Below are 26,051 nucleotides of genomic sequence, written 5' to 3'. Positions count from 1 at the left end.
CTCCGCGCTGCCGTCATCGAGGCTAGACCTGCCAGCCCTTCCGGTAGATGCGCTGCGTGAGCGCCGTCGCGAGGTAGTGGTCGAACTCCATTGCCTCCGAGTTCCAGCTCAGTTTCTGGCCCGGGAAGTGGCCCGCGACCGTTCCCAGGAGGACGGCCTCCGTCAGCGGGCAGGCGTAGGAGAAAGGGGTCGAGGTTTCGCCCTCTCCGCGGCACGCGTCCGTCCACTCGTTGCGGTGCTCCTTGCTCGGGAGCGTTTCGATCTCGACGTCCATCTTCTCTCCGTTCGAGTAGAAGCGCGGCGCCGCCCAGTGGGGAATCACCATGACGCCCTTCTCGCCGACGAGGAAGGAGCCAGCGCCGGGCAGGGTCTCGCCCTCCGGGAGCTGCGCCTTCTCGGTCGCGATCTCGGCATCCCCGTCGGTCCAGCGGAACTGGATCGTTTCGGCCGTCTGGTCCGTGCCCGGGAACTCGTAGAGGAAGTCGCCGTTGGGCGCGAACATCTCCTGGAAGTGCGCGGGGCCGTGGGAGGTCACGCTTTTGGGCGCGCCGATGCCGAGCGCCGCGAACACCGGGTCGAAGATGTGGCAACCCATATCGCCCAGGGTGCCGCTGCCGAAATCGAGCCAGCGCCGCCACTGGGACGGGTGGTACAGGCCGTCCACGTACGGCCGCTCCTTGGCGACGCCGAGCCAGAGATCCCAGTCCAGGTGATCCGGGACGACGTCCGACTTGTCCGGGCGTCCGGCGACGTCGCCGCCCCACGACTTCCTCACCCACAGGTGCGCTTCTTGAACCTTGCCGATCACGCCCGTTCGCAGCGCCGCGACGGCGGTGCGGTAGGCCGTGTGGCTGTGGATCTGCGTGCCCATCTGGGTCACCACGCCCGTGTCCGCCGCCAGGGCCGCCATCTCGCGGCACTCGTGCAGGTTGTGGGCGATGGGCTTCTGGCAGTAGACGTGCTTGCCGAGCCCCATCGCGGCGAGCGCGATCGATCCGTGCATGTGATCGGGCGTCGCCACCACGACGGCGTCGATGTCCTTGTCCATCGCGTCGAGCATCCTGCGGTAGTCCCGGAAGGTCCTGGCGCCTGCATGGTCCTTCGCCGCGCTGCCCAGATGGTTGGAGTCGACGTCACAGAGCGCGACGATGCGGACGTTCTTGCCGCTGGCGGTGGCGCTGAGGTCACCCGCGCCCATGCCGCCCACGCCCACGCAGGCGACGTTCAGGGTTTCGATCGAGCTCGTGCCGATGGCCCTTGGAACCACCATCGGGGCTGCGGCGGCCACGCCAGTGGCATGGAGGAACTGGCGACGTGAGACTCTTCTGGTGATGGGCAAGGTGACCTCGGGTTCGTCTGGAATTCGGGCGGAGAGTGGTCCTGGCACCATACTCAGCCCGCCCGTGGCACGAAACAGGATGCGCGGACTCTTACACCTGCTCAGGTTTCAGCCATGACGCGTTGACCCGTCACGCGGGTCACGACGGGCGGTCCCACCACCCTCGAACGCCCCACGGCGCGAACGGCCACCCGGTCCGGTGGACTCGGCCACTCCCACCGCTCCCTCGAACCGGGCAGGATCCGGGTGCGCCATCGGTCGCCGATCTCCCACTGAACGATCCAGTGGCAAACGACGTCCGCTTCGCTCCCGGGGATCAGGTCCACGCCCGCAGCATCGACGGTGCTCTTCGGCCGCGAGGGAACCCTCGCCCCCAGCCAGGGCGACGCCGGGATCAGAGCGCCCTCCGCGAACAGGTCGTCCAGGAGCCTCACGCCGAGCGGCGAGTCCTCCCGCATCAGGTGACGCATGCTGAAGAAGCACACGCCCGGGGACTGCGGCTCCATGGCCCGCTCGATGAGAATCTCCCCCGCCAGCTCCGTGGCTCCGGATTCGCCTTTCATCCGACTGATCGCGAGCCCGGGCCACAGGTGCCGCCCCTCGCGGTTGTGCTCGCTCCACCACGCGAGCAGGCGCGGGAAGCTCTGCGCCGTCTTCGCGATCGGCCAGTAGAGCTGGGGGGTGAAGTAGTCGACCCAGCCCTTCTCCAGCCATTTCTTTGCGTCGGCGTAGAGGACCGCGTACTGATCGAGGCCCTGGATTCCCTCCGGATGGGCAGGACGCCAGATGCCGAACGGGCTGATCCCGAACTCCACCCACGGCTTCACCTCCTTGATGCCGCGGTACACGTCCTCGACGAAACGGTCCACCGAGGCCCTCCGCCAGTCGCCCCGGTCGAGGCGTCCGCCGCTCGTCACGTAGGCGTCCCAGCTTTGCTCATCCGGAAAGTCCTGGCCGTCGTGGTAGCTTGCGTAGGGATAGAAGTAGTCGTCGAAGTGGACGCCATCGACGTCGTAGCGCTCGACGACGTCGAGGACCACGGCCAGTGAGTGCTCCTGCACAGCGTCCAGCGCGGGGTCGAGCCACCGGTACCCGCGCGTCCCGAGCGTGACCGCGAGTTCGGGCCTCTGGTTCAGGATCGACGTCGCGGCCGCGAGGCCGGGGCGGCCCGGGTGAGCAGCGCGATAGGGATTGAACCACGCGTGCAGCTCGAGGCCCCGCGCGTGGGCCTCCTCGATCCAGAAGGACAATGGATCGTAGAAAGGGGCCGGTGGCACGCCCTCCGCACCGGACAGGTACGCCGACCACGGCTCGAGGGTGGACTCGTAGAGCGCGTCGCAGTGCGGCCTGACCTGGAGCACCACGGCGTTCATGCGGAGTGCTGCCATGCGATCGAGCATCGCGAGGGCTTCGGCCTTCTGCACGTCGGACGGAAGGCCGGGCTTCGAGGGCCAGTCGATGTTGGACACCGTCGCGACCCAGGCGGCGCGGAACTCCCGGGCCGGCTCGGGGAGGAGCGGCTGCGCGGAAGGGACAGGGGTGCGGCAGCCCGCGAGCATCAGGCCCCACGAGAGCGCCGCCACGATTCGAACCGAAAGCATCATGCCCGGGATGGTACGGGAATCGGCCGGTTGCGCCTGGCCGCTTCTGGCGAGCTGGAACGACTACCCTCCGAGTTCGTCGTACTGATCCTCGGTGACGACCCAGAGGGCCCTTCCCGTGCGACCGGAAAGAAGGCGGAGCGAGTTGCCGCGATAGACCGTGCCGGTCCAGAACCAATCGCTGTGGCCCACCAGCACGTCCCAGATTCCATCCCCGTCTGCGTCGTCGAACGCCGCCAGCGAGACGCCGAACGTCGCGGTGTGGTCGGCCAGATTCTCGAACCAGCAGGCGCCCTGGAAGTCAGGCCACTTGCCCTGCCGGATGGGCTTATCCGCCACCCCGGGTACGGCCACGACCTGGGTTTCTCCAAGTGGCGATGGATTGCCAAGGACGAAGTCGTCGCGACCGTCCCCGTCGAGGTCGATGCCGCCCAGCATCGCGTAACCAAGGGTCGGGTCGCCGCCGAAGAGCGGATCCGGGGCGAGGCGCTCGGCGCGCGTCAGGGGGGCCGCGCGTTTCTCGAGGGAGAGGCCGACGACGCATTCGGACTTCTTCCCCACCAGGGCGACCAGGAGATCCTGGCGGCCATCCCCGTCGAGGTCGCCCGCTGCTGCGGCGCCCACGGGCCGAAGCGTCTCTCCGTCAGGCCCGACGAACGCGCTCGGCCATAGGTCCTGGAGCGTCGAAGGTCTCCTCGTCGGGAACGGGCTGGTGAGGGTGAAGTCCTTGGGATCCGGTCGCACGCTGAGCATCAGCACGACGTTCTTCCCGAAGTACACGCCGTCGACGAGGCCGTCTCCGTTCACATCGCCGATGGGATCGAGTCGGCCGCCGGTCTGCGCATAGGACCGGTCGTTGATGAGCTCGTTCGTCCGGCCCGAACGCACCTCCCAGTGGACGCCCGTGGTGAGGAGCAGGTCACCGGCTCCATCGCCGTCGAAATCGCCCACCGGAATGACCTCCTTCCAGCCGCGATCCATCGCATGCAGGAGCTGGCCGTCCTTGCCGGAACGAAGCTCGCAGCGCTCCCAGAACTCGAAGCCCACGAGGACCTCGTCGACTCCGTCTCCATTCACGTCCTGGACGGAACGTAGCGTGTGCCCGAAGGTCGACCTAGCCGCAGGGCCGCTCCACGTCGCGAGGATCTCTCGGGTCTTGCCCGATAGCACAAGCACGAGGCCCCGCTTCCCGTCCGCGTTCGGGGCGCCCACCGCGATCTCCCGGATGCCGTCGCCATCCAGATCGCTGAGAGCCAGGACCGAACGCCCGAATCGAGTCCCCTCCGGCGGGCTGGCTTGCTTCGGGGCGATCCCGGGGGAGAAGACGAAGAAGGCGGCCGTGAGCAAGAGCATGACGGGAAGGGTGAGTGTTCGATCTGTGGCGGAGGTGGGTCCGACGGGCCAGCGCCCGGCCTATGGGTCGGAACCCTCGGCACGTTGCCCGGCAGCTTTCGACGACGAGAAAATCCGCGAACCCTCGTCACTGTACAGAACCCACATCCGCGAAACGCTCCTGGACCCCTGGCTGGACGCTACCTTGGGACCATGCACCCAGCCCTCTTCCTCGTCTGCGTCTGCCTGTCTCTCTCCTCGTCCTCCCTCGCCTGGGCTCAGCCATCCGGTGAACCAGGGCGGCCCCACGTCCTCCTCATCATGACGGACGACATGGGCTGGATGGACCTCGGCTGCCAGGGGAACGGGAAGCTCCGCACGCCGCAGCTGGACGCCCTGGCGTCCCAGGGCGTTCGCTTCACGGACGCCTACGCCGCCTCTCCGGTCTGTTCTCCGACGCGCGCCGCGCTCATCACGGGCCTGGCACCCGCCCGGCTGAACATCCTCCAGCACGGACACGACGCGCCCTGGTTCTGGCCCGAAGATCGAACGATTCAGCCGCCCGTGGTCGAGCACATCCTGCCCCACGCGAGGCTGACGATGGCCGAGCGGCTCAAGGCAGCGGGCTATGCCACAGGGTTCTTCGGCAAGTGGCACCTCTCTGGAACCGCCGTGAAGGACGACGATCCCGCGACGGGCGGCCCCGACTTCTATCCCGACCAGCACGGCTTCGACGTGAACGTGGGCGGCTGCGGCCGCGGCGGCCCGCCGACCTACTTCGATCCCTATCGGATCCCGACCCTGAAGCCGCGCAGGAAGGGCGAGTACCTGACGGATCGCCTCGCCGACGAGACCATCTCGTGGATGCGCGAGCACCACGAACAGCCCATGTTCGTGACCCTGTGGACCTACAACCCCCACTACCCGTTCGAAGCGCCTGCGGAACTGATTCCCGCGTACGAAGGCGAGGAGGGCCCAGGTCTGAAGAACGCGATCTACGGGGCGCAGATCGAGGCGACGGACCGAGCCCTCGGTCGCGTGCTCGCCGAACTCGAAGCGCTCGAGATCGCGAACGAAACCGTGGTCATCTTCACGAGCGACAACGGCGGCTGGTCCGGGGCCACCGACAACCGTCCGCTGCGCGAGGGAAAAGGCCATCTTTACGAGGGAGGCCTCCGCGTGCCGCTCATCATCCGCTGGCCGGGCGTGAGCGAAGCGGGGACGATCAACCGCACGCCCGTGATCTCCATGGACCTGACGGCGACGATCCTGGACGCCACGGGCGTCACTCTGGCGCCAGACGACGTCCTCGATGGCGCCTCCCTGAAGCCGGTGATCGAAGGTCAAGACGGCGCCCGCGCTCCCCTGACCTTCCACTACCCCCACTGGGCGTTCCACAAGGAGAACCGTCCGGGCTCCGCCATCCGTGATGGGAAGTACAAGCTGATTCACCGCTACGACGACGACTCGCTGGAACTCTACGATCTCGCCGAAGACATCGGCGAGTCGACCGACCTGGCGAAGGAGATGCCCGAGCTAGCGGCCAGGCTCAAGGAGACCCTCACCCACCGGCTCGACGAACTCGGCGCGGCGCGCCCCAGTCAGATTCGATAGCGCGCGACCACCCGCCCACTGAACCTTCGAACGTAGTTCGAATCCCTCCGGCCTCCGGGAGCGGGTATCTTGGCGGCCCCATGAGTCAGCCATTGCCCGTCCCCAAGCCCGACCCCCTCCGCGCCTTGGCGCTTTTAGGCGCGCTCATCCTCGGTGGCTGCGCGGCCACGTCAGGCTCGCTCCCTGCTCCAGCGGTCGGGTCCCTCGAAGGCGCTCGAGTGGCCACCCCCACCGACGACGGGACGCGCCAGCTGCTCTTCCTGGCCGGTCCCATGGAGCCCGGAGAGCTTGCGGCACTGGAAGCGGCGGCGCCGAACGTTCGCTGCGTCGTGCCGGAGTCGGAGGAGGAGGCGCTGCGGCTTGCGCCCGAGGCTCACGGGGCGGATGGGCGGATCTGCTCCCCTGAGTTCCTGACCGCGGCGGAGCAGCTCGTCTGGGTCCAGTCCCCCTCCGCCGGGGTCGCCTGGCTCCTCGAGCGGCATGGCATTCGTGAGCGCGGCGAGATCGTGCTCACCAACATGCAGGGGATCCACGGGCCTGCGATCGCCGAGCATGTGTTCGGGATGCTGCTCACGCTGACCCGCGATATCGGGTACCACCAGCACCCCGATCGGCGCGGCGCATGGGAGCGCGAAGGCAGCGGGCGGGAGGTCGTGGCCTTGAGTGGGCGGACCATGCTCGTCGTCGGACTCGGTGGGATCGGGAGCGAGGTCGCGCGCCGGGCGCACGGGTTCGACATGACCGTGCTCGCGACGCGGCGGAGCCGGAAGGAGCGGCCCGCGTTCGTGGATCGGGTCGGGACCGCCGAGGACCTGGAGGTGATGCTGCCGCTCGCGGATGTCGTGGTGCTCTGTGTTCCACTGACCGAAGAGACCGAAGGCATGATCGATGCGCGTACCCTCGGGCTCATGAAGCCGGGTGCGTACCTCGTCAACATCGCACGCGGAGCGGTGGTCGATACCGACGCGCTCGTGGGCGCTCTCGAATCCGGGCGGCTCGCGGGGGCCTGCCTCGACGTCACCGATCCCGAGCCCCTTCCGCCGGGTCACGTGCTCTGGAGCCTGGACAACGTGGTCATCACGCCCCACGTGGCGAGCCGGGCCACGCTGACGAACGAGCGCCGAGCGACGCTGCTCGAGGAAAACCTGCGCCGCTTCGGCGCCGGTGAGCCGCTGCTCAACGTGGTAGACAAGGCCGCGGGCTACTGAGGCTGCCCGCTTGAACGCACCCATCCAACCAGAAGAGAGCGGCGCCCCGCGAAGGTCGCGGAACGGCGGGACTCTGCTGTCGTTCTTCAACCTGCGACCGGGCGAGGTCGGACCGGTCCTGCTCGCGGGAGCGATGTTCTTCTGCATCCTCTGCGGCTACTTCTTCATCCGCCCCGTGCGCGACGCGTTCGGGGTCGAGAGAGGGATGTCGAACCTCTACTCCCTGTTCGTGGCCACGATGGTCGTGTCGCTGGCCCTGAACCCCGTGTTCTCGTGGCTCGTCGGGCGGTTCGATCGGCGGGTCTTCCTGCCGGTCGCCTACGGGTCCATCGTGCTGATGCTACTCGGACTGGCCGCCTGGCGCGCCTCGGCCGGTGATCAGGCCGCGAGCGTCTGGTCAGGCCGCATCTTCTTCGTCTGGCTCAGCGTCATCAACCTCTTCATGACCGGGCTGTTCTGGTCCCTGATGGCCGACTGCTTCGGGCCCGAGGAGTCGCGCCGCGTGTTCCCGACGATCGCCGTGGGCGGGACCCTCGGGGCGCTGTTCGGATCCGCCGGTGCGTGGGCCGTGTCCGGCTATCCGTTCGAGCTCTTCGGGAAGGAGTTCTTCAACCTGGAGATCAAGCTCACCGCCCCCCAGATGATGCTGATGGCCGCGGGCTTCGTGGGCGTCGCAGGCGCCGCCTCGGTGATCATGAGCAGGATCCGGCCGTATCGCGATCCTGGGAACTCAGGCAGGGTCCGGCGCAGCGCTCTGCACGAAGCGATGGACGGCATGCGTCTGGCCATTCGCTCGCGCTACCTGATGTTCATCGCGTCCTACATCGCCCTGCTCGCGGTGCTCGCGACCTTCCTCTACTTCACCCAGAACGAGCTGGTTCTGGCGGCCGAGAAATCGGAGTCCGGGCGCGTCGGGGCCTTCGCCAGCATCGACTTCTGGACCCAGCTCGCCACCCTCCTCGTCCAGCTCTTCGTGACCGCTCGACTGATGCGCTGGCTGGGCGTTGGCTGGACGCTCGCGCTTCTGCCGGCCCTCGTCCTCGCGGGCTACGGCCTACTGGCCATGGGCGAGATCAATGCCTGGTCCGCTGCCACGATGCTCGGAGCGATCACGATCATCCAGGCGGTGTTCCGGGCGGGCAAGTACGCCGTGCTGCGCCCCGCGCGGGAAACGCTCTTCACCGTCCTCAGCCGCGACGAAACCTACAAGGCGAAGAGCCTCATCGACACCTTCGTCTACCGCGCGGGCGACACCGCGGGCGCAGGTGTGAGCGCCGGACTCTCCGCCCTCGCGCTCGGAACGATGACCGCCCTTTCCCTCACCGTGGCCCCCATCGCGATCGTCATGGCAGGCCTTGCCCTGAGCCTCGGCGCGGAGCGCGCCAGGCGCTCTGGCGACGAGCGCTGAGCCCCGTAACCCAACCTGAGATCCCATGAACCGACGTCACTTCTTCCAATCCGCGATCGCCGCGGGCATCGCCGCCACGACCGGCGTCTCGGCCAAGGGCGAGCGCGCTGCCTCCACCCACCCGAAGGCGCGCCGGGAGGATGCGGCGACCCTCTTCACGCCCCTGAAGATCCGCGGCGTCACCCTGCGCAACCGGATCGCCATGTCGCCGATGTGCCAGTACTCCAGCGAGGACGGGTTCGCGAACGACTGGCACCTTGCCCACCATGCGGCGCGCGCCGTCGGCGGAGCCGGGCTCCTGATCGCGGAGGCCACGGGGGTCGTTCCCGAGGGTCGCATCACGCCCCACTGCCTCGGCGTCTGGAAGGACGAGCACATTCCGGCGCTGCGGCGCGTGACGGACTTCATCACGGCGCACGGATCGGTGCCGGGGATTCAGCTGGCCCACGCGGGCGTCAAGGCCTCGCGCCACCGCCCGTGGCACCCGCAGCGTGGCCAGTACGTGCCGGTGGAGGAGGGCGGTTGGCTGCCCGTCGGGCCGACGGCCAGGCGGTATCGCGACGACGGGCCTGTCCCCCATGAGCTGACCGTCGCCGAGATCCGCGGAATCGTCGGGTCCTTCGCGGAAGCCGCCCAGCGGTCCATCCGGGCGGGATTCCGCGTGATCGAACTCCACTTCGCCCACGGGTACCTCGGCCATGGCTTTCTGTCGCCGCTCATGAACGAGCGCACCGACGAGTACGGAGGATCGTTCGAGAATCGCGTGAGGTTCCTCCTGGAGAGCGTGCGCGCCGTTCGCGCCGCGCTGCCCGAGGAGGCGCCCCTCTTCGTCAGGTTCTCGTGCACCGACTGGGTCGAAGGCGGCTGGACCCTCGAAGACTCGGTGAAAGCGGCAAGACTCGTCAAGGAAGAGGGCGTCGACCTGATCGACTGCTCCACCGGCGGAGCCTCGCGCAACGCGGACATACCCGTCGGCCCGGACTACCAGGTGCCGTTCGCCGCAGAGATTCGCGGGAAGACCGGCATCCTCACGGGCGCCGTGGGCCTCATCACCGAGCCAGCCCAGGCCAACGCGATCATCGCGGACGGCCGGGCCGACCTGGTGCTCCTCGGGCGCGAACTCCTGCGCGATCCGAACTGGCCTCTCCGCGCCTGGGTCGACCTCGAGTCCGAAACCCCGCCGCCGATCGCGCGGGAGTACGCCTGGGCGCTAGGCGAGACGCGCCGCTGAACCGGCCCGGATCGGTCGACCGGCTCCCGATCGGGAGCCGGTCGCAAATCACCACCGGGCGTCCGCACAGGAATTCGCCCTGCCCGGCCACCGCGGGGCCGGACTACCATGGGGCCATGAAGGTTTCGCCCATCATCGCCCTGGTCTTTCTCGCCGCTGCTGCCCCCCCGTCCGAGGAGAAGGCCGAGCGGATGCTCGAAAAGGCCGAGCTCCGCGCGGAGCAGGGCAAATTCGACGAAGCGCAGGCGCTCTATCGTCGACTCGCGAAGCAGTTCCCCGGCACCCCCGAGGGCGCCATCGGTGAACGGCGCGGGAAGCCGTCGGCCTACCTCGGCTTCGGGGACGTCGTCCGCCACGGGCCATCCGAGAACCGCCTCGACTTCGTCCTCATGGGCGAGGGCTATCAGATCACCGAGATGTCGGCGTTCGCGAAGCTGGCGGCCGACGTTCCGGACGTGTTCGAGCGGAACGAGGTGTTCGGCGAGTACTACCGCTACCTCAACTTCCTTCGGGCGGATCTCGTCAGCGCGGACAACGGCGTCGACGGCTACGGGCGCGACTACGACACCGCGCTGAACGGCAAGACCCTGGGGACGTTCGCCGGGCACGTGGGGATCGACCGCAACGCCGTCAGGGCCATGCTGAGCGAGATGCCGGAGCAGGACGGGCAGGCGATCGTGTTCGCCAAGCTCGGGATCCTCGGCACGGGCGGCGGCGGAGTCGCGACGATCGGCGGCCGCAACATGGCGACCATGATCCACGAGATCGGGCACTCGTTCGGTGGACTCTCGGACGAGTACACGGCCCAGCAGGCGGGAAGGCCCAAGGATGCGAAGCCCTCGCGCAACACCAACATCGCGATCAGCGAGGATCCCGAGGAGTGCCCATGGAACCATTTCCTGAAGGCGAAGGTGCGCGGCGTCGGCATGCACCCGGGCGGGGCGCAGTTCGTCCAGGGAGCGTGGCGGCCGACCGCAGGAAAATGCGCGATGGCCTCGAGCGGCGAGTTCTGTCCCGTGTGCCGTGAAGAACTCGTTCTGCGCATCTATTCCTACTGCGATCCGATCGACGCGGCAGAGCCGCAGCCCCATCCCTTCGATTCCGAGGACGACCTTCTGGTGGGTCGCGGTGGACTTCACTTCGAAGTGACGGTGTTACAGCCCACGAGCCACGAGCTGCAGGTGGACTGGTGGGTGCTTCCGGAAGGCCGGGCGCCGCGTCCCATCGATGTCACGGAGCGAAAGCGTCGGCGCGCCAAGAAAGGAGAGAGCGTCGCCATCGTGAAGAGCCAGGTGAGCGTCGGCCCCGGCGGCCGTCGCGTCGCTCCGCCGGTTCCGATCGAAGAGAAGCCTGCCAGGTCCACGCACCCGAATCACGATGGCGTGCACAAGTTTCGAGTGACCGAAAAGGACCTCGGCCCGGGACGCTTCCGCGTCGTCTGCAGAGTCCACGACACGACCGAGGTCCGCGGGAGCCAGGCCCCCTGGGTCGTGAAAGAAGACGTCGGCTTCTTGACGAGCACGATCGGCTGGTGGGTTCGAGCCGCGGAGTAGACCTCGGGTTCGCGGGTCACCCCTGTTGCGTTCGCGACATCATTTGCCGGGCGAGCCAGGCACCACAGAAGTCTGCGAACGTGGGCTGCACGCAGCGTCGACGGAAGTCTTACCCATGCAGGGTTCATTACCCAGCTCGTATGGTTCGCTCATGGACGCCGCGGTACCGTTGAGCTCCATGAAGATTCTCTCCACCGCCCACCCCGTTCTTGCACTCGCCATGTCCGCGGTGCTCTGCGCTTCGGCGCCCGCCCAGCGGACCTACTGCGCCACGCTCGGCGGTCAGATCTACGAGCTGGACATCGCGGCCTTCACCACCACTCCCGCGGCGGCGACCGGCGTGAACCTGCTGTTCGGCATCGCGAACCTCAGCAGCCCCACCGAGCTGCTGATCTCCGGCGTCACCGCTGGCCGTTTCCACGTCGACCTCACCACGGGAACGACCACACCACTGACGGGTAGTGGCCTGCCCATGTTCGCCCTCTGCAACAACGAGGACAACGGCAAGGTCTACGCCGCCTCCCTCGGCAACCTCTACGAGGTCGACGCCACCACCGGCGCCGAGACGCTCATCGGCGTGACCGGCCTGATCAACATCTACGGCCTCGACTACGTGCCTTCCCTCGGCGCGTTCGTGGCGAACAATCCCATCACGAACTCGATCTACACGCTCGATCCCGTGACGGGTAGCTCGACCCTCATCGGACCGACGAATATGAGCAGCATCGTGGGGATCTGGTACGACCGCGCCGGCGGCAAGCTCTATGGCATCTGTGACCAGAACAACGCGGGATGCGTCGTGGAACTCAGCCTCGCGACCGGTGCTGCCACCTCGATCTTCGACACAGGGATGAACCTCGTGTCGATCGGCGGCGACATCGGCGGCGGAGGCATTCCCACCATCGGGACGTCCTACTGCACGCCTGTCGCCAACTCGACGGGCGTCCCGGCCGCTATGTCTGCCATCGGGTCGACTTCGGTCGCGATGAACAACGTCCTTCTCAAGGCAGAAGGCATGCCGTTCAACTCGTTCGGTCTCTTCCTCACGAGCCAGCTGCAAGGCTTCGCCGCCAACCCAGGCGGCAGCCAGGGCAACCTCTGCCTCGGCGGCGCCATCGGACGCTACGTGGGGCCCGGCCAGATCCAGAACTCTGGTCTGGCGGGCGAGATCGAGCTCTCCATCGACCTCACGATGCACCCGACGCCCACCGGCATCGTGGCTGTGCAAGCGGGCGAGACCTGGAACTTCACGGCCTGGTACCGCGACGCGGTCGGCGGTAGCGCCACGTCCAACTTTGCGGACGGGCTGGAGATCAGCTTCCTCTGATTCAGAACCGCTTCGACCTCAGTCATGTCGAAGCGTGAGCGTAAGCATCTCCGCGCCCACGATCGTCACCGTTTCGGTGGCGGTCCCCACGCCTGGCACGTGGGAGCTGACGTCGTAGGTCCCCGGCGGAAGCGGCCCGATGCGCTTCCGCGTCGAATCGAAGGGCAGGTGACGCCACTGCCACGGATCCCTGTTGAATCGCTGGCCCGTCAGCAGCCTTCCGGTGTCGTCGGTGGCGCTGACGAGACCGCGCCTTCGCTCGCCGTCGACGAGCGTCTCGACCGTCAGAACGGCTCCTGGCTGTAGCTGCAGGTCCACGCCCTCGAGATCCGCTTCTTCGACGTTCAGGTCCACCGCCTGCGCGACGTTCAGCCCCGAAAGGACGAACAGGGAGTAGCGCCCCGGCGGAAGCGGCGGCGTCGAAAAGATCGCTCCCTTGCCGATGGTGAGGGAAGCGACCGGGTTCAGGAGTCGTCCTTCTTCGTCGTAGATCCAGATCCCGCAGCCATTCGCCCGGAAGCCCTCGGGGCCCTTGATGGATCCATGGACGCGGTGGCCGCCGCGGAGAACGAAGGTCAATTCCTCTGCGGCCTGACCCTCGGAGATCTCCACGAGCTGCGAGGGCGCGACGCCGAGTTCGTCGTGAACCGCTCCGACGAGATAGACGCCGTCCTTGAGCCCCTGGAGGGTGAAGCGTCCCTTCTTGTTCGTGACCTTGATGTCGCCCGAAGCTCGCAGCGGTCCTCGCTCGAACTCACCTTCCGTCACCTGAAGCGAAACCGAGGCGCCTTTCACAGGCTCACCGGCTTCATCCACCACGAGCCCGCTCAGCTCTCCGCCGGGGAGCTCCAGGTCGAGCTGGTACTCGCTCACCTTCGGAATCGAGGGGAGAAACTCGCCGGTGCCCCGTCCCGAAGCGCGCACGTACCACGTCCCAGGTTCCTCGAGTTCCACGCGGTAGGAACCGTCGCTGGCGAGCTGGATGTTCGTCGAGCTGCCCATGGGATCCTCGCACTCCCGAAGCCACTGCAGGATCCCCTGGGCCGGTTCCCCCGCGATCGTGACGCGCCCCGTCACCACGACCTGGTCGGGCTTCGGAGCCCCGAGCGGCACGTGCGCCTCCCCGCCATCCTGGAGCCGCACCGTCGCCTGGATCATGTGATCCACCATCGTGCCGCCGATTTCCTCGAGCTCTTCATCGTCGGGATAGCTGACGATCCCCCACTCGCCCGGGCAAAGGCCGCGCTCGTCGAAGTTTCCCTGGGCGTCCGTCGTGGCGAAGCGGATCAGGCGTCGTCCCAGGGGATCCATGGTGCCGCCGTCCTGCATGAGGCGGACCTTCCTCCCGCGAGCGAGGGAGCCATCGCGTCGGTGAACCGAGCCGTAGATGCGGCCTCCTTCACGGAGGGTCAGGTGCAAGTCCGTCGCATCCCCGGGAACCCAGACCACGGACTCGCTCGGCGCGAAGCCAGCGCATCCTGCGGTCAGAAGCGTGCGCTCCTCGGGAAGGTCTTCGAAGCGGAAGGTCCCGTCTTCCTCGGTCTTTACGCTCAGGAAGAAATCAGGGGGAGACGTCTTCATCTCGATGAACAGCAGTGCGCCGAATCCGCCCATGATGACCGTGGCTCCCGGGGCCGGCGTACCGTCGGGACGCATGACGATGCCGGTCAGCATCGGCGACTCCACTGGCGGCGAACCTGGGTCGGAAACAGCCTCCGGCACGGCCTCTGCGGCCTCATTCAGCTCCACACGCGCTGCCTCACCCGCGACGGATATCTCCATCGCGTCGCTGAGCGCGATGCCGTCTGGACCGGCCTCGGCCTCCACGATGGTGGTCTCACCCGGAAGTGCTGGCTCAGGGTTCCCGTCGTGGAAGCTCAAGAGCACCCCGAGGGCGACGAGCGCGGAGGCGATGGCAAGCTTGAGAGGCGTGGACATGGTGATCAGGAGGCTGGCGGACGCCAGCGTGGGTAAGGAAACGGACGTGGAACCGCGGGCGGGGGCCAGGAGTGGAGTCAGGCCAAGGAGACCCTTACCCGCGGTGGAGTCGCCGTCCTGAAGCTTCGCCCGCAGGCGAGCGTGGGCGCGTGTCAACCGACTGGTGATCGTCGCGAGAGGCACGTTCTCGAGCGCGGCGATCTCGGAGGGACCACATCCCTCGAAGTAGCGCAGCAAGACGGTGGTCCGAAACGGCTCCGCCAGGGACATGACGGCGTCGACGACGGCCTGGTGCGCCTCCGCGCGCTCGACGGTCTCCAGCGCGGAAGGCTCATGGGCCGGCGCAGCGTCGCGGGCGACGTCGAGCGCCGGATCCGGGCGCCGCAGGCGTGCACGGAGGCGATTCGCCAGCACCACGCTCAGCCAGCCCCGAATCGAGCGGCCGTCGGTGGGCGGACTGACCAGCGCTCGGGTCATCGTCTCCTGGGCGAGATCCTCGGCCTCGTGGGTCGAGTCCACGAGTCGCCGCGCGAGGGCTCGAACCCACTCGGTTTCGTCGAGCAGGGCGTTCAGGGAGGCTGGTGAGAAGTGGGTCATCGCTGGCCACAGAGGAATGCGCGGCGCTTCGAAGACCACGCACGATTCTTCTCTAAATCCGGGAACCGGCCCGACCTCCTGGTCAGAGAAACGTAACGGCGCCGACGCGTGCCTGGACGGCATGCCTGCGACTCGTCTACGCTCGCGCGGGAATAACACGGCGGAGATCAAGGGCCCCGGAGATCGGACGATGGATGCGGAAAGCGGGACAGGGCGAGCGTTCGTCAAGATGCACGGGCTCAAGAATCACTTCGTGATCGTCGATGCCCGGGTCGCGCCCTATCGCCCGGCCGCTGCGGAGATCGCCCGTATTTGCGATGTCGACGTCGGCGTGGGCGCTGATCAGCTCGTGGTCATCGAGCCGTCAGCCCGAGCCGACGTTTTCATGCGTCTCTACAATGTCGACGGACGCGAGGTCGAGGCCTGCGGCAACGCCACGCGCTGCGTCGCCTGGATCGCCCTCGAGGAAACTGGAGGAGATCACGTTCGAATCGAAACGCTCGCCGGTGTGCTGGAGTGCCGGCGCATCGGGGAGCGGCAGGTGAGCTGTGACATGGGTCGCGTCAGCATGGATTGGCAGGACGTCCCGCTCAGCGAGGAACGCGATACCCTGAACCTCGGTCTCAACGTCGGCCCCCTGGTGAACCCAGCCGCGCTCAGCGTCGGCAATCCGCACGCAGTGTTCTTCGTGGACGATGTCGACGCGATCGACGTCGCGGGACTCGCCCCCACGGTCCAGGGGGATCGGCTGTTCCCCCACTCGGTCAACGTCGGCGTCGCCACGCTGCGGTCGGCCGACCGACTCCAGCTCATCGTCTACGAACGCGGCGCTGGCCTGACGCAGGCCTGCGGCACGGGCGCGTGCGCCGCGGCGTTCGCGGCGCGCGCACGCGGTCTGACCGAAGCCACTCAGTTGACCGTGGAGCTGCCCGCGGGTGAGGTGGGCATCGAGATCCGCAGCGATGGGCACGCCGTGATGTCCGGCCCGGTCGCCTACTGCTTTCGAGGAATCCTGTGACCGCTCCCTTCCCCACGAAGATCAAGACCACCGTGCAACGCGTCCTCCACTCCGTCACCGCCCTCCTTCTGATGAGCAGTTGCGCCACCCATCCCGCGGAACATGTCGACAGGCTGTTCGAGGCCTACGCAGGAGACGCCGTGCCAGGCGCTGCCGTCCGGGTGATCCGCGACGGGGAAGTGCTGCTCTCCCGCTGCTATGGCATGGCGGACCTCGAGGCGCGAGAGCCGGTGACGTCCAGCAGCAACTTCCGACTCGCGTCGATCAGCAAGCAGTTCACCGCGATGAGCATCCTGATGCTCATCGAGCAGGATCGCCTGGCGCTGGATACCACGCTGCCCCAGATCTTCGGGGACTTCCCCGCCTACGGAGCCAGCATCACGATCGAGCACCTCTTGCAGCACCGTTCCGGCCTCCTCGACTACGAGCCGCTGGTTCCAGAAGACGAGGTTCGCCTGGCAATCGATGGGCCACACGATCAGGTCCACGACGCCGAGATCCTGGAGCTGATGAAACAGCAGGAAGGCGGCTACTTCACGCCTGGCTCCGAGTATCGGTACAGCAATACGGGGTACGCCGTACTCGCGATGATCGTCGAGAAGCTCAGCGGCGGCTCGTTCGCGGACTTCCTGAAGACCAGGATCTTCGAGCCGACCGGTATGGAGCACACGGTCGCGTTCGTGAATGGGATCTCTACCGTTCCGGAACGCGCCATGGGGTACACCGTGGGCGAGGGCGGGCCAGAGTTCACCGACCAGTCCCGCCACAGCGCCGTCCTGGGCGACGGCGGTATCTACTCATCGCTCGAGGATCTGACCCTCTGGGATGCCGCGCTCTATCGCGACGAGCTGATCAGCGCGGCTACCAAGGAACAGATGTGGACGCCCGCGCCGAAGAACTACGGCTTCGGCTGGCGCATCGATCGCTATCGCGGTCACGTGAGACAGCACCACAGCGGCAGCACCTGCGGCTTCAGGAACTACCTGCAGCGCTTCCCGGAGGAGCGGCTGACGGTGATCGTGCTGACGAACCGAGCCGAGCCGGACGTGGACCACCTGGGCGAGCAGGTCGCGGACCTCTTCCTCGCTGGCCCTACCCGATAAGACCGAGGATCAAGAACCCGACCGTGGCAAAGCCTGCCGCCACCAGAGCGTAGGGCAGCTGCGTCCGCACGTGATCGATGTGGTCCGTGGCCGACGCCATGGAAGCGACCACGGTCGTGTCGCTGATCGGTGAGGCGTGGTCGCCGAAGACGGCACCGGAGATGGCGGCCCCCAAGAGGAGCGGGATCGGCAGCCCCAGCGTCGTGGCGATCGGGATCGCGATCGGAATCATGATGGCGAAGGTCCCCCAGCTCGAGCCGACGGAGAACGCGATGAACGAGGAGACGAGGAAGATCAGCGGCGCGAGCAGAAAGACAGGCACGGTGGCGCTGGCCACTCCCGCGACGTAGGTACCGGTCCCCAGCAGCTTCGCCACATCGCCCAGCGCGAGCGCGAGCAGCAGGATCGTCGCGATGGGCAGCAGGTTGCCCGCGCCCTTCATGAACACGGCCATCAGGTTGTGGACGCTGGTTCCCCCCTTGACGAGGAGCATGGTCCAGATCGTCAGGATGGCCGCAGTGATGGCCCAGAGAATGGCACGGGATCCAGACCCCTCGATGAGGCTTCCGTCGCCGGTGATGTAGAGGCCGATGGGCATCATCGCGACCATGACCATGATGGGCAGGAGCATGAGCCAGCCGGACGGCACGTGATCCACCGATTCGCCGGGTCCGCCTTCCGCCGCAGTCTCCACCAGCGGAAGGGCGCCTGGCCAAAGCAGGTCTCCCCCCTGGGTTCGCTCCTCGGCCGCCTTCATCGGACCGAGATTGATGTCCTTCCAGATGACCACCAGCGAGAGCACGATGGACGCGATCGCATAGAGGTTGTACGGGATGGACGAGATGAACGTGTCCAGGGGATTCTCCACGCCCGCCGTCGACACGATTCCGATGATGACGGCCCCCCATGCGTTGAGGGGGATCATCACGCACACGGGCGCGGATGTGGCGTCGATCAGGTAGGCGAGCTTCTCGCGGGACACCCTGTAGCGATCGAAGAGCGGCCGACTGACCGCGCCCGCCACGAGCAAGGTGATGTTCGACTCGATGAAGATGACGATGCCGGTGGACCAGGCCAGGAGCTGCGCGCGCCGCCCCGTGTGGACCCAGCGCCGGGACTCCAGGAAGTGCACGAAGCCGCGCACCCCTCCCGAACGCTCGATCGTGGCGATGAGCGACCCGATCAGCAGCGTGAAGACGAGCACCCTGGCGTCATCCGCATCCCCGAAGACGTCGATGACGCCGTCCAGCCCGGCCGCGAAGCCGAGGAGCGGGTTGAAGCCGCTGAGCAGCGTGAAGCCCATCCAGATGCCCGCGAAGAGCGAGAGCAGGACCTGCTTGCTCCAGATGGCCAGCACGATGGCGAGCACCGGAGGGAGAATCGATAACCAGCTAGCCTGCATTATTCACGAGTTTGTTCCACCAGTGCGTTCAAACCGCGGCGTGGCAAGGAAGACGACCGAACGAAGCGGAGGCGGGCCCGTAGGCCCGTCGAGCATTCTGTGAGGGAGCCCGCGAAGCGTGCGGCAGCCAAAGGCTGCCGTCTGACGCCGCCACGGCGTGGTTTGGGCGTGCTGGTGGTGCAAACTCGCGAATAATACAGGCTAGGTTCCAAGATGAATGCTGATCCTCAGCGAACCTCGCGCGCCGCCGTCCCGTTCAGGTGGAAACATCCGGCCGCGTAGCCGGAACCGTCGTCGATCCCCTCGATATGCAGCGTGCCCTCGACGCTCACGGGGACGAACGGAAAGTAGGGTGAGCCCTTGCCCTCCTCCATCGAAACGTGGATCCACTCATCGGGCTGTGGCGCGCCCCCGAAGCAGCAGGCGAGCAGATCCCGCACGAGCATGAACTCGGTGACCTCGCGGCGCTGCCACTCCACCGGGATCATGTAGCCCGTGATCTCGACCGGCTTCTCGTCGAAGGCCGCCACTTCTTGCGGGAACCTGACCTCCCCTTCCATCAGGGAGTCCATGACCTCTTCGAACTCGAAGTCGTCGAGGGCATCGAGGCTCAGGTGGCGAAAGCGAACTGAGAGTCGTCCATCATCGAGCCTCTCGGGAGCGCCGCCCTCGTCCGGATCGAGAGCATCCCGACGGAGCCGGGCGATGGCGAGCTGACGGATCGTCTCGTCCGGAAGGTCCATCATCTGCGTGGCCTCGTCCCGTGCCAGCCCCATGCTGGCGAGGAGTTCGTCGATCGGGAGGGTCAGGTAGGACGCTGCGAGCGCTTCCAGGGCTGGATCCGTCCCTGACTCGGCGTTCGGCCCGGCGTCGGCTTCGGCCTCAGCTTCGAGCACGGCATCCTCGCTCCCATCCAGCGCGCCGCCCTCAAACCCGATCACGACGGTGCCGCCCTCGACTGGCGCCTCCCCACAGGCAGCGAGTAACGCCAGGCCAGCGCATGCGGCCCCGCGGGCGGTACCGCGGGCGGCCACGGAAAAGATGGAGAGTCGTTCGTTCATAGCGATCGTGCCAGAGTCCTGCACGGGTCCGTGGTGTAGGCCTTCATGGCAGGGAGCAAGCCAGCGACGACGCCGACGCCCAGCATGCCGATCGGTACCCAGAGAAGACCCGCGCCCAGCTCTGTGGGCACGAGCACCACACCGGTCGTCTGGAGCAACGTATCCCGGACGCGCGACAGAATCGCGCCGTACACGGCGAAACCGAGCAAAGAGCCCAGGGCCGCGATGGCGACCGCCTCTCCCACGACGACGCCGAAGACGAGCCCTCGTCGCGCGCCGAGGGCGCGGAAAACGGCGAGTTCGCGGCGCCGCTCGCTCATCGTGTTGTAAAGGCTCGCCAGGAGCCCCGCGCCCGCGACCACCACGACGATACCTGCCACGGTGCGCAGCACTTCGATGGCCCAGAAGAGCTTTCGGTAAAGGTCCGCGAGGACCTGTGCGATCGGCCACGCGAGCGTGACCCGCTCGTTGAGCACGTTGAACTGACGATTCAGTCGCAGCCCAGGAGACATGCCTCCGCGCCGGAATCGCAGCAGCACCGCCGACACCTCCTTGTGGGCATCGGGGATCTCCTGCGCGTGAAAGGCCTCTGCGTCGATCGCCTCGCCGCTCCCTCGGAGCTCGTGGCCGCCCATGCGATAGACGCCTTCGATGGGAATGAAGATCACGCGGTCGTCAGGCGTCCCGGTCGGGGCCATGACGCCCACGACCGCGTAGCGCTCCGCGTGCTGGCGGGGATCGCGCTCGTCGTACGTCAGCCCGTGGCTCGGGCTGAACGTGCTGCCTCGCGCGAGGCCCGTCTCCCGCGCGACGGCGGCGCCCACGACGGCCTGGCGTTTACCTGGGTCGAACCAAGTACCGGGCTCCACGAGCGACCGTCCTTCGAACGCCTCCAGGGTCGTCCCGATGATTCGAAAGCCCCGGAAGTTGTCGCCGACGGCGTAGGGCACCGCTCGCTCGACGCCGGGATCGTTCGCGATCGTCCGGTAGAGGCTCCAGGGGATGTTCCCCTGGGAGGCGTCGAGGTGAAAGAGCGTGTTCAGCACCAGCTGACTCTGACCGCCCGCTGGCCCCAGAATCGCGTCGTAGGCGAGGTCCATCCCGCCGAATGCGCGTGAGGTCGCCGAGTGGATCGCGAGCACGGCCATCACCAGCCCTCCCGCGAGCGCCGCCGCCAGGACCGTGATCGAGGTCGACAGCGCGTGCTCGCGCATCGAGCGAGTGACGATCAAGAACCAGGTGGACACGCTGCGAAGCACCCGGGAAGGGTAGCAAGCGGAACGGCAGCGGGCCGCGTAAAGGTGCGGCAAGGTCCGGTCTCGAATGGCCGTCGACTGGCTACGATCGACCGCTCTCGCCACCCCCTCCGCGCCTCTTCGCGCGGCCTCTTCACCCACTAGCTCCGTCATGGTCTCCCACTCTCGACTCCGGACCACCTTCGTTCGGGCCTCTTTCCTGCTGGCGATCGCTTCGCCGAACTTTGCCCAGGACTCCTCCCGCCGCGACTCCACTCCTGGGGAATCCGCGCCGGAGGCCAAGGCCGAGGCGGCGCCCGATCCAGCGGCCGTCATCGACGCCATCATCCAGGAGGGCAAGGAGAACTCGAAGGTGTGGGAAACGCTGACCTACATCAGCGAGGAGATCGGGCCGCGCCTGACGGGCTCCGCTGGCCTGGAGCGCGCCAACGTCTGGACGCGCGCGAAGTTCACCGAATACGGGCTGAAGAACTCTCACCTCATGCGCTGGGGCGACATCCCCGTCCGCTTCGACCGCGGGCCGAGCAGCGCGCGCATGGTGTCCCCGGTCGAACGCGATCTCGAGTTCACGACGCCCGCCTGGGGCGCGGGCACCGACGGACCGCTGCGCGGCAAGGTGGTGAAGATGCCGCTCACCCTCGAGGGTCTGGAGGAAGTACGGGACCAGCTGACGGGCGCATGGGTCCTCACGAAGTCCCAGCGACGCCGTCGGAACCGCGACAAGGAGGCGGCCGAGGCCGAGCGCGAGCTGCGCGAGAAGATCGATGCCGCCCTGCAGGAGGCCCATATTCTCGGCAAGGTCGTCGGCGCCAGTCGCGACGAGATCACGACCGGCGGCAAGCGCGGCTGGCGCGAGCTGACGATGGAGACCCTCCCCACGGACGTGGAGGTCACGATCCGCCGACAGGACTACGACGCGATCAACTCGCGCCTCTCCGACGGCGAGGAAGTGGAGCTTGAATTCGACCTGAAGCACTACTTCACCGAGGGCCCGTTCGGCGCTTTCAACACGATCGCCGAGATCCCGGGAACCGAGTTCCCCGATGAGGTGGTCATCGTGTCGGCGCACCTCGACTCCTGGAACGGTCCGATGTCCCAGGGAACCCAGGACAACGGCACCGGCTCGAGCGTGACCCTCGAGGCCGCGCGCATCCTGATGGCCGCTGGCGCCAAGCCGCGGCGCACGATTCGCTTCTGCCTGTGGACCGGGGAGGAGCAAGGGCTGCTCGGTAGCCGCGGCTACGTGGAGAGCCTCTCGGAGGAGGAACTCGCCAAGGTCTCGGCCTGCTTCGTCGACGACGGCGGGACGTACTACCAGGGCGGTCTCTTCTGCGTCGCCGATATGGAGCCGATGCTCAACGCCGCGACCCGCCCCGTCCACGAGGCGTTCCCCGATCTGCCGATCGACGTCGTCGTCCGGGATAAGATGCCCCGCGGAGGCAGCTCGGACCACGCGTCGTTCAACAGCAAGGGCGTGCCTGGCTTCTTCTGGACGGAGAAGAACCGTCCGGGGCTCGAAGGCATGGGATACAGCTTCTCCTGGCACACGCAGAACGACACCCTGGAGCACGCGATCGAGGAGTACCTCGTCCAGTCAGCGACCTGCTCGGCCGTGACAGCGTACAGCCTCGCGATGGCCGACACGCTGCTGCCGCGCTACGTGCCGGAGCCTGAGCCCGAGACGGATCCGGAGGCGATCGCCGCGGCCATGGCCGCTGACGGCTTCGAAGCCGTCGAAACGCCCCTGAGCGGCGAGTGGAACGGCGTCTTCACCGAGCCCGACATGCCCTTCTCGCTCACGTTCGTCGTGAACGCCGAGGGGGAGGTCCGCGGCACGACGCAGTCAGGGGAGACGCCTCGCCAGCTCGAGAAGGGCCGCTGGAACGCGGAGGAGAAGACGCTGACGTTCGAGTACGAATCCGGGAGCTTCGGGCGCCTCACCGCGAGCGCGAAGCTGGACGAGGACGGGACGCTCAAGGGGAGCGTCAAAGCCGACCCCGATTCGGACGGTTACGCCTGGGAGGCGAAGAAGAAGACGGACGCATGACCGTCCCGGGCCCCCTGCGGCCCCGGATCCACCTCGGGCCGGGCCGCAGGGGAAGGGCACTTTCCGTTGCTGGGAGGCATAGGCAGGGCTTATGATCCCCGCGCACTCTACCGATAGTGACGAGGCGTGCCGATAGCCACCAGGCGGGCCGATGGTCACCGGATGGGCCGACCGTCGTTCCGCGGCGCGGGTGCCCCACGCCCATGAAGCTCTCCACGCGCATTTTCCTCGCCTTCGGCCTCTTCCTCGGGGGAATCACGTTCCTTCACGGGGGCCTCAACCACGGCTGGTTCGCGGACCAGAGTCGCGACCGCTTGACCGTGGCGCACCTCCCGGTCACATGACACCTCACCTGCCCGGTCACCAGTTGGGTGACCGAACATTCGGATGCAGGCACGGTGTTCGCCTCGAAGCGGTACACGAACTGGCCAGCCATGACCGAGGACCTGCAGGCGGGCAACCTGCACGCGGCGTTCATCCTCGCGCCGCTCGCGATGGTGCTCGCCCGCGAGGGCACCAAGCCCGTCAAGATCGTTCACCTCGGGCATCGCGACGGAACCTGCATGGTCGTCGCCAAGGACTCGCCCTACCAGACCTTCGCCGACCTGCGCGGCAAGCGCATCGCGATCCCCCACCGCTACTCGAACCAGCGCGTCCTGATCGAGCGGCTCAAGGAGCAGAACGGATTCAACGACTCCGACGTGACCCTGATCGACTTCCCGCCGCCGGAGATGCCGGCGGGTCTGAAGGCCGGTCAGTTCGAGGCCTACATCGTCGGCGAGCCGCACGCCGCGCGCGCGGAGATCGCGGGGTTCGGCCGTATCCTGTACTACACCAAGGATATCTGGCCGAACTTCATCTCGTGCGTCCTCGTCGTCACGCAGGAACTGATCGACCGTCAGCCCGAACTCGTCCAGGAACTCGTCTCCGGGATCACCGCCTCCGGCGAGTGGATCGACCAGGGGCCGGAAGATCAGCTCATCGCGGGCATCTACCTCGAAGGTGAAGTCGTCCCCGAGGACCAGCTGCAAGCGACCGCCGATGGCACGCTACCCGAGGCCATCACGATGCCGCGTGACTTCGGCATCTCGCCTCGTATGCAGGCCGCGCAGCTAGGCGGGCTCTACTACGGTCAGCCGACCGATCTGCTCAAGTACGTCCTGTCGAAACCGCCTGACCGCGTGAAGTACACCGACCTCGCTCTCAACCGCGAGGACTTTGCCGAGATCCAGCGCTACGCCGAGCGCCTCGGGTTCTTTTCCAAGCGTCCCGTGACCGCCGACGATCCGTTCGGCTTCGAAGACTACTGTGACGTCCGGTTCGAGCGAGGACGGGCGAGGAGCTTGCCGCTGCGACCTGCTGCGGGTTCAGGCGCGGAGGCACCTCGATGAGCCACTCCCAAGCGCCCGCGACCTGGTGGCGAAAGTTCGCCCTGGGCTCTCTCGGATTCGTCGTCACCATCGCGCTCTGGCAGGTCGCCACCTGGGGCAACGACATCACCGAGGTGCCCGGACCGTGGCTCACGCTCCAGGGGCTCCGCGAGCTGGCCACGGACGGCGTCCTGTGGAGAAACATCGCCGCGTCCGTCTTTCGCGTGGCTTGGGGATTCTGCCTGGCCGCCGGCATCGGCATCCCGCTGGGCGTCTGGATGGGATGGAACCGCGACGTCGTCCTTTTCTTCAATCCGACAATCCAGATGATGCGGCCGATCTCACCCATCGCATGGATCCCGTTCGCCGTGGTCATCTTCGGGGGCGCGAACTTCATGCTCGCCGGGCGCATCCTGTTCGACGCGTCCGACTCCTCGGCCATCTTCCTGATCTTCCTGGCGAGCTTCTTCCCCATCGTCACCGCCACGACCTCGGCGGTGCGCTCGATCGAACTGAAGTACCTGCGCTCGGCCGCGAACTTCGGCGTCACCGGGCTGGGCCTCTTCCGACGCGTGATTCTGCCGGCCGCGCTGCCGCAGATCCTCACCGGCCTGCGGCTGGCGCTCGGCATCGCGTGGGTGGTCATCGTGGCGGCGGAGATGCTCGGTGTCACGAGCGGCCTCGGCTTCCAGGTCAATGACTCACGCAACAACCTGCGGATGGACTACGTCGCGGCGGCGATGGTGGTGATCGGGCTCGTGGGGCTCGCGCTGGATATGGCCATGTCGAACCTGGAGGCCTCGGCGCTCGCGCGCCGCGGGATGTCACGCCGATGAGCGAAGCAATGCCAGAACCGGGCAAGACCCCGAGACGCGACAAGATCACGGTCGAGGGCGTCGACAAGACCTTCCCGACGAAGAAGGGCGAGGTCCACGTGCTCGACGGCGTGAACCTGACGGTGCGCGAGGGCGAGTTCCTCGCGATCGTTGGACCCTCCGGCTGCGGAAAATCGACCCTCCTGAACTGCATGGCGGGCTTCGAGCGTGCCTCGGGCGGCTCGATCCAGGTCGATGGCGAGGAGGTCACCCGACCCGACCCGAAGCGCGTCTTCGTCTTCCAGGAGACCGGGATCTTCCCGTGGTACAGCGTCTGGGACAACGTCGGCTTCGGGCTCGGCCAGATGCCGTTCGAGGCGAAGGACGAGCACGTGATGAAGTACATCCGACTCGTGGGCCTCGAGGGCTTCGAGCGCTCGTTCCCGTCCGAGCTCTCCGGCGGCATGAAGCAGCGCGTGGAGTTCGCGCGCGCGCTCGCCGTCGAGCCCGACGTCCTGTTCCTCGACGAGCCCTTCGGCGCCCTCGATGCGTTCACGCGGATCGAGATGCGACGCGAGATCGTGCGGATCTGGGAAAAGACCGGGAAGACCTGCATCCTCGTCACCCACGACGTGTCGGAAGCGCTGGAGCTGGCGGACCGTGTCGCGATCATGACGCGTCGGCCAGCGACGGTGCATTCGGTGCTGGACGTCGACATGCCGCGCCCGAGGGACTCGGACGATCCGCCGTTCCGTGAGATGAAGGACCTGATCTTCCAGGTCCTCGGCGTCGAGCGGCGGGTCTGAGGTCAGGTGCGACGACGGTTCCACT

The 26,051-nt window shown here is 67.2% G+C and carries 20 protein-coding genes; 13 read left to right on the top strand and 7 right to left on the bottom strand.

Annotation, left to right across the window (positions count from 1 at the left end; all coding sequences use genetic code 11):
• Positions 1-22: 22 nt before the first annotated feature.
• The 3 genes from Poly30_RS13450 to Poly30_RS13440 form a co-directional block, all read right to left on the bottom strand.
• Positions 23-1,288, bottom strand: coding sequence for a Gfo/Idh/MocA family protein (locus Poly30_RS13450; protein WP_419191352.1), 1,266 nt, complete (start codon positions 1,286-1,288; stop codon positions 23-25).
• A 152-nt stretch (positions 1,289-1,440) separates the two neighbouring features.
• Positions 1,441-2,943, bottom strand: coding sequence for a glycoside hydrolase family 10-like protein (locus Poly30_RS13445; protein ID WP_145198111.1), 1,503 nt, complete (start codon positions 2,941-2,943; stop codon positions 1,441-1,443).
• 60 nt (positions 2,944-3,003) lie between these two features.
• Positions 3,004-4,293, bottom strand: a complete 1,290-nt coding sequence (locus Poly30_RS13440) for an integrin alpha (protein WP_145198109.1) — start codon at positions 4,291-4,293, stop codon at positions 3,004-3,006.
• A 192-nt stretch (positions 4,294-4,485) separates the two neighbouring features.
• Here Poly30_RS13440 and Poly30_RS13435 point away from each other — a divergent pair, with 192 nt between their 5' ends.
• The 6 genes from Poly30_RS13435 (at position 4,486) to Poly30_RS13410 (ending at position 12,613) form a co-directional block, all read left to right on the top strand.
• Positions 4,486-5,886, top strand: a complete 1,401-nt coding sequence (locus tag Poly30_RS13435; RefSeq protein ID WP_145198107.1) for a sulfatase — start codon at positions 4,486-4,488, stop codon at positions 5,884-5,886.
• Positions 5,887-5,966: 80 nt separating this feature from the next.
• Positions 5,967-7,094 (top strand): D-2-hydroxyacid dehydrogenase, encoded by a 1,128-nt coding sequence (locus Poly30_RS13430; RefSeq protein WP_145198105.1) that lies wholly within the window; start codon positions 5,967-5,969, stop codon positions 7,092-7,094.
• A 10-nt stretch (positions 7,095-7,104) separates the two neighbouring features.
• Positions 7,105-8,502 (top strand): NTP/NDP exchange transporter, encoded by a 1,398-nt coding sequence (locus Poly30_RS13425; RefSeq protein WP_145198103.1) that lies wholly within the window; start codon positions 7,105-7,107, stop codon positions 8,500-8,502.
• A gap of 25 nt (positions 8,503-8,527) precedes the next feature.
• The gene (locus Poly30_RS13420; RefSeq protein ID WP_145198101.1) at positions 8,528-9,733 is read left to right on the top strand and encodes an NADH:flavin oxidoreductase/NADH oxidase; all 1,206 of its coding nucleotides are present in this window, start codon (positions 8,528-8,530) and stop codon (positions 9,731-9,733) included.
• Between the two features lie 116 nt (positions 9,734-9,849).
• Positions 9,850-11,286 (top strand): M64 family metallopeptidase, encoded by a 1,437-nt coding sequence (locus Poly30_RS13415; RefSeq protein ID WP_145198099.1) that lies wholly within the window; start codon positions 9,850-9,852, stop codon positions 11,284-11,286.
• Between the two features lie 178 nt (positions 11,287-11,464).
• Positions 11,465-12,613, top strand: coding sequence for a hypothetical protein (locus Poly30_RS13410; RefSeq protein WP_145198097.1), 1,149 nt, complete (start codon positions 11,465-11,467; stop codon positions 12,611-12,613).
• An 18-nt stretch (positions 12,614-12,631) separates the two neighbouring features.
• Here the strand turns inward: Poly30_RS13410 and Poly30_RS13405 are convergent, their stop codons facing one another.
• Complete coding sequence (locus tag Poly30_RS13405; RefSeq protein ID WP_419191351.1) at positions 12,632-15,148, bottom strand: sigma-70 family RNA polymerase sigma factor; 2,517 nt, start codon at positions 15,146-15,148, stop codon at positions 12,632-12,634.
• A gap of 121 nt (positions 15,149-15,269) precedes the next feature.
• Here Poly30_RS13405 and dapF point away from each other — a divergent pair, with 121 nt between their 5' ends.
• Both dapF and Poly30_RS13395 read left to right on the top strand, forming a co-directional pair.
• On the top strand, positions 15,270-16,166 hold the full coding sequence (gene dapF, locus Poly30_RS13400; protein WP_419191350.1) for a diaminopimelate epimerase: 897 nt from the start codon (positions 15,270-15,272) through the stop codon (positions 16,164-16,166).
• A gap of 32 nt (positions 16,167-16,198) precedes the next feature.
• Positions 16,199-17,269 carry a serine hydrolase domain-containing protein gene (locus Poly30_RS13395; protein ID WP_145198093.1) on the top strand — a complete coding sequence of 357 codons (1,071 nt, stop codon included), beginning with the start codon at positions 16,199-16,201 and terminating at the stop codon, positions 17,267-17,269.
• Here the strand turns inward: Poly30_RS13395 and Poly30_RS13390 are convergent.
• The 3 genes from Poly30_RS13390 to Poly30_RS13380 form a co-directional block, all read right to left on the bottom strand.
• On the bottom strand, positions 17,259-18,638 hold the full coding sequence (locus Poly30_RS13390) for a Na+/H+ antiporter NhaC family protein (protein ID WP_419191349.1): 1,380 nt from the start codon (positions 18,636-18,638) through the stop codon (positions 17,259-17,261). The two genes, Poly30_RS13395 and Poly30_RS13390, sit on opposite strands and share 11 nt — an antisense overlap.
• 260 nt (positions 18,639-18,898) lie before the next feature.
• Positions 18,899-19,732 (bottom strand): DUF3299 domain-containing protein, encoded by an 834-nt coding sequence (locus tag Poly30_RS13385; protein ID WP_145198089.1) that lies wholly within the window; start codon positions 19,730-19,732, stop codon positions 18,899-18,901.
• Complete coding sequence (locus tag Poly30_RS13380; protein ID WP_419191348.1) at positions 19,729-20,991, bottom strand: ABC transporter permease; 1,263 nt, start codon at positions 20,989-20,991, stop codon at positions 19,729-19,731. The genes Poly30_RS13385 and Poly30_RS13380 overlap by 4 nt, the downstream gene beginning before the upstream one ends.
• Before the next feature lie 148 nt (positions 20,992-21,139).
• Between Poly30_RS13380 and Poly30_RS13375 the strand changes: the two genes are divergently transcribed.
• The 5 genes from Poly30_RS13375 to Poly30_RS13360 all read left to right on the top strand — a co-directional run bounded on the left by Poly30_RS13375 (position 21,140) and on the right by Poly30_RS13360 (position 26,026).
• A complete protein-coding gene (locus Poly30_RS13375; protein WP_419191347.1) occupies positions 21,140-23,035 on the top strand; it encodes a M28 family metallopeptidase in 1,896 nt (631 codons plus the stop codon).
• Positions 23,036-23,238: 203 nt separating this feature from the next.
• Complete coding sequence (locus Poly30_RS28450; RefSeq protein WP_419191346.1) at positions 23,239-23,379, top strand: hypothetical protein; 141 nt, start codon at positions 23,239-23,241, stop codon at positions 23,377-23,379.
• A 27-nt stretch (positions 23,380-23,406) separates the two neighbouring features.
• Positions 23,407-24,426, top strand: a complete 1,020-nt coding sequence (locus Poly30_RS13370; RefSeq protein ID WP_419191345.1) for an ABC transporter substrate-binding protein — start codon at positions 23,407-23,409, stop codon at positions 24,424-24,426.
• Positions 24,423-25,241 (top strand): ABC transporter permease, encoded by an 819-nt coding sequence (locus Poly30_RS13365; protein WP_145198083.1) that lies wholly within the window; start codon positions 24,423-24,425, stop codon positions 25,239-25,241. The genes Poly30_RS13370 and Poly30_RS13365 overlap by 4 nt, the downstream gene beginning before the upstream one ends.
• Positions 25,238-26,026 (top strand): ABC transporter ATP-binding protein, encoded by a 789-nt coding sequence (locus tag Poly30_RS13360; protein WP_419191344.1) that lies wholly within the window; start codon positions 25,238-25,240, stop codon positions 26,024-26,026. Before Poly30_RS13365 ends, Poly30_RS13360 begins: the two co-directional genes overlap by 4 nt.
• Positions 26,027-26,051 lie beyond the last annotated feature (25 nt).

The sequence above is a fragment of the Saltatorellus ferox genome (assembly GCA_007751475.1).
Lineage (GTDB): Bacteria > Planctomycetota > UBA1135 > UBA1135.
Note: the sequence above shows the minus strand (reverse complement) of the source record. Positions and strands in the feature narration are given on the sequence as shown.

Coding starts and splice junctions, on each gene's coding strand:
- Poly30_RS13435 (WP_145198107.1), top strand. CDS start 4,486: ATGCACCCAGCCCTCTTCCTCGTCTGCGTCTGCCTGTCTCTCTCCTCG.
- Poly30_RS13420 (WP_145198101.1), top strand. CDS start 8,528: ATGAACCGACGTCACTTCTTCCAATCCGCGATCGCCGCGGGCATCGCC.
- dapF (WP_419191350.1), top strand. CDS start 15,270: ATGCCTGCGACTCGTCTACGCTCGCGCGGGAATAACACGGCGGAGATC.
- Poly30_RS13360 (WP_419191344.1), top strand. CDS start 25,238: ATGAGCGAAGCAATGCCAGAACCGGGCAAGACCCCGAGACGCGACAAG.
- Poly30_RS13365 (WP_145198083.1), top strand. CDS start 24,423: ATGAGCCACTCCCAAGCGCCCGCGACCTGGTGGCGAAAGTTCGCCCTG.
- Poly30_RS13445 (WP_145198111.1), bottom strand. CDS start 2,943: ATGATGCTTTCGGTTCGAATCGTGGCGGCGCTCTCGTGGGGCCTGATG.
- Poly30_RS13385 (WP_145198089.1), bottom strand. CDS start 19,732: ATGAACGAACGACTCTCCATCTTTTCCGTGGCCGCCCGCGGTACCGCC.
- Poly30_RS13430 (WP_145198105.1), top strand. CDS start 5,967: ATGAGTCAGCCATTGCCCGTCCCCAAGCCCGACCCCCTCCGCGCCTTG.
- Poly30_RS13405 (WP_419191351.1), bottom strand. CDS start 15,148: ATGACCCACTTCTCACCAGCCTCCCTGAACGCCCTGCTCGACGAAACC.
- Poly30_RS13440 (WP_145198109.1), bottom strand. CDS start 4,293: ATGCTCTTGCTCACGGCCGCCTTCTTCGTCTTCTCCCCCGGGATCGCC.
- Poly30_RS28450 (WP_419191346.1), top strand. CDS start 23,239: ATGAAGCTCTCCACGCGCATTTTCCTCGCCTTCGGCCTCTTCCTCGGG.
- Poly30_RS13410 (WP_145198097.1), top strand. CDS start 11,465: ATGAAGATTCTCTCCACCGCCCACCCCGTTCTTGCACTCGCCATGTCC.
- Poly30_RS13415 (WP_145198099.1), top strand. CDS start 9,850: ATGAAGGTTTCGCCCATCATCGCCCTGGTCTTTCTCGCCGCTGCTGCC.
- Poly30_RS13375 (WP_419191347.1), top strand. CDS start 21,140: ATGGTCTCCCACTCTCGACTCCGGACCACCTTCGTTCGGGCCTCTTTC.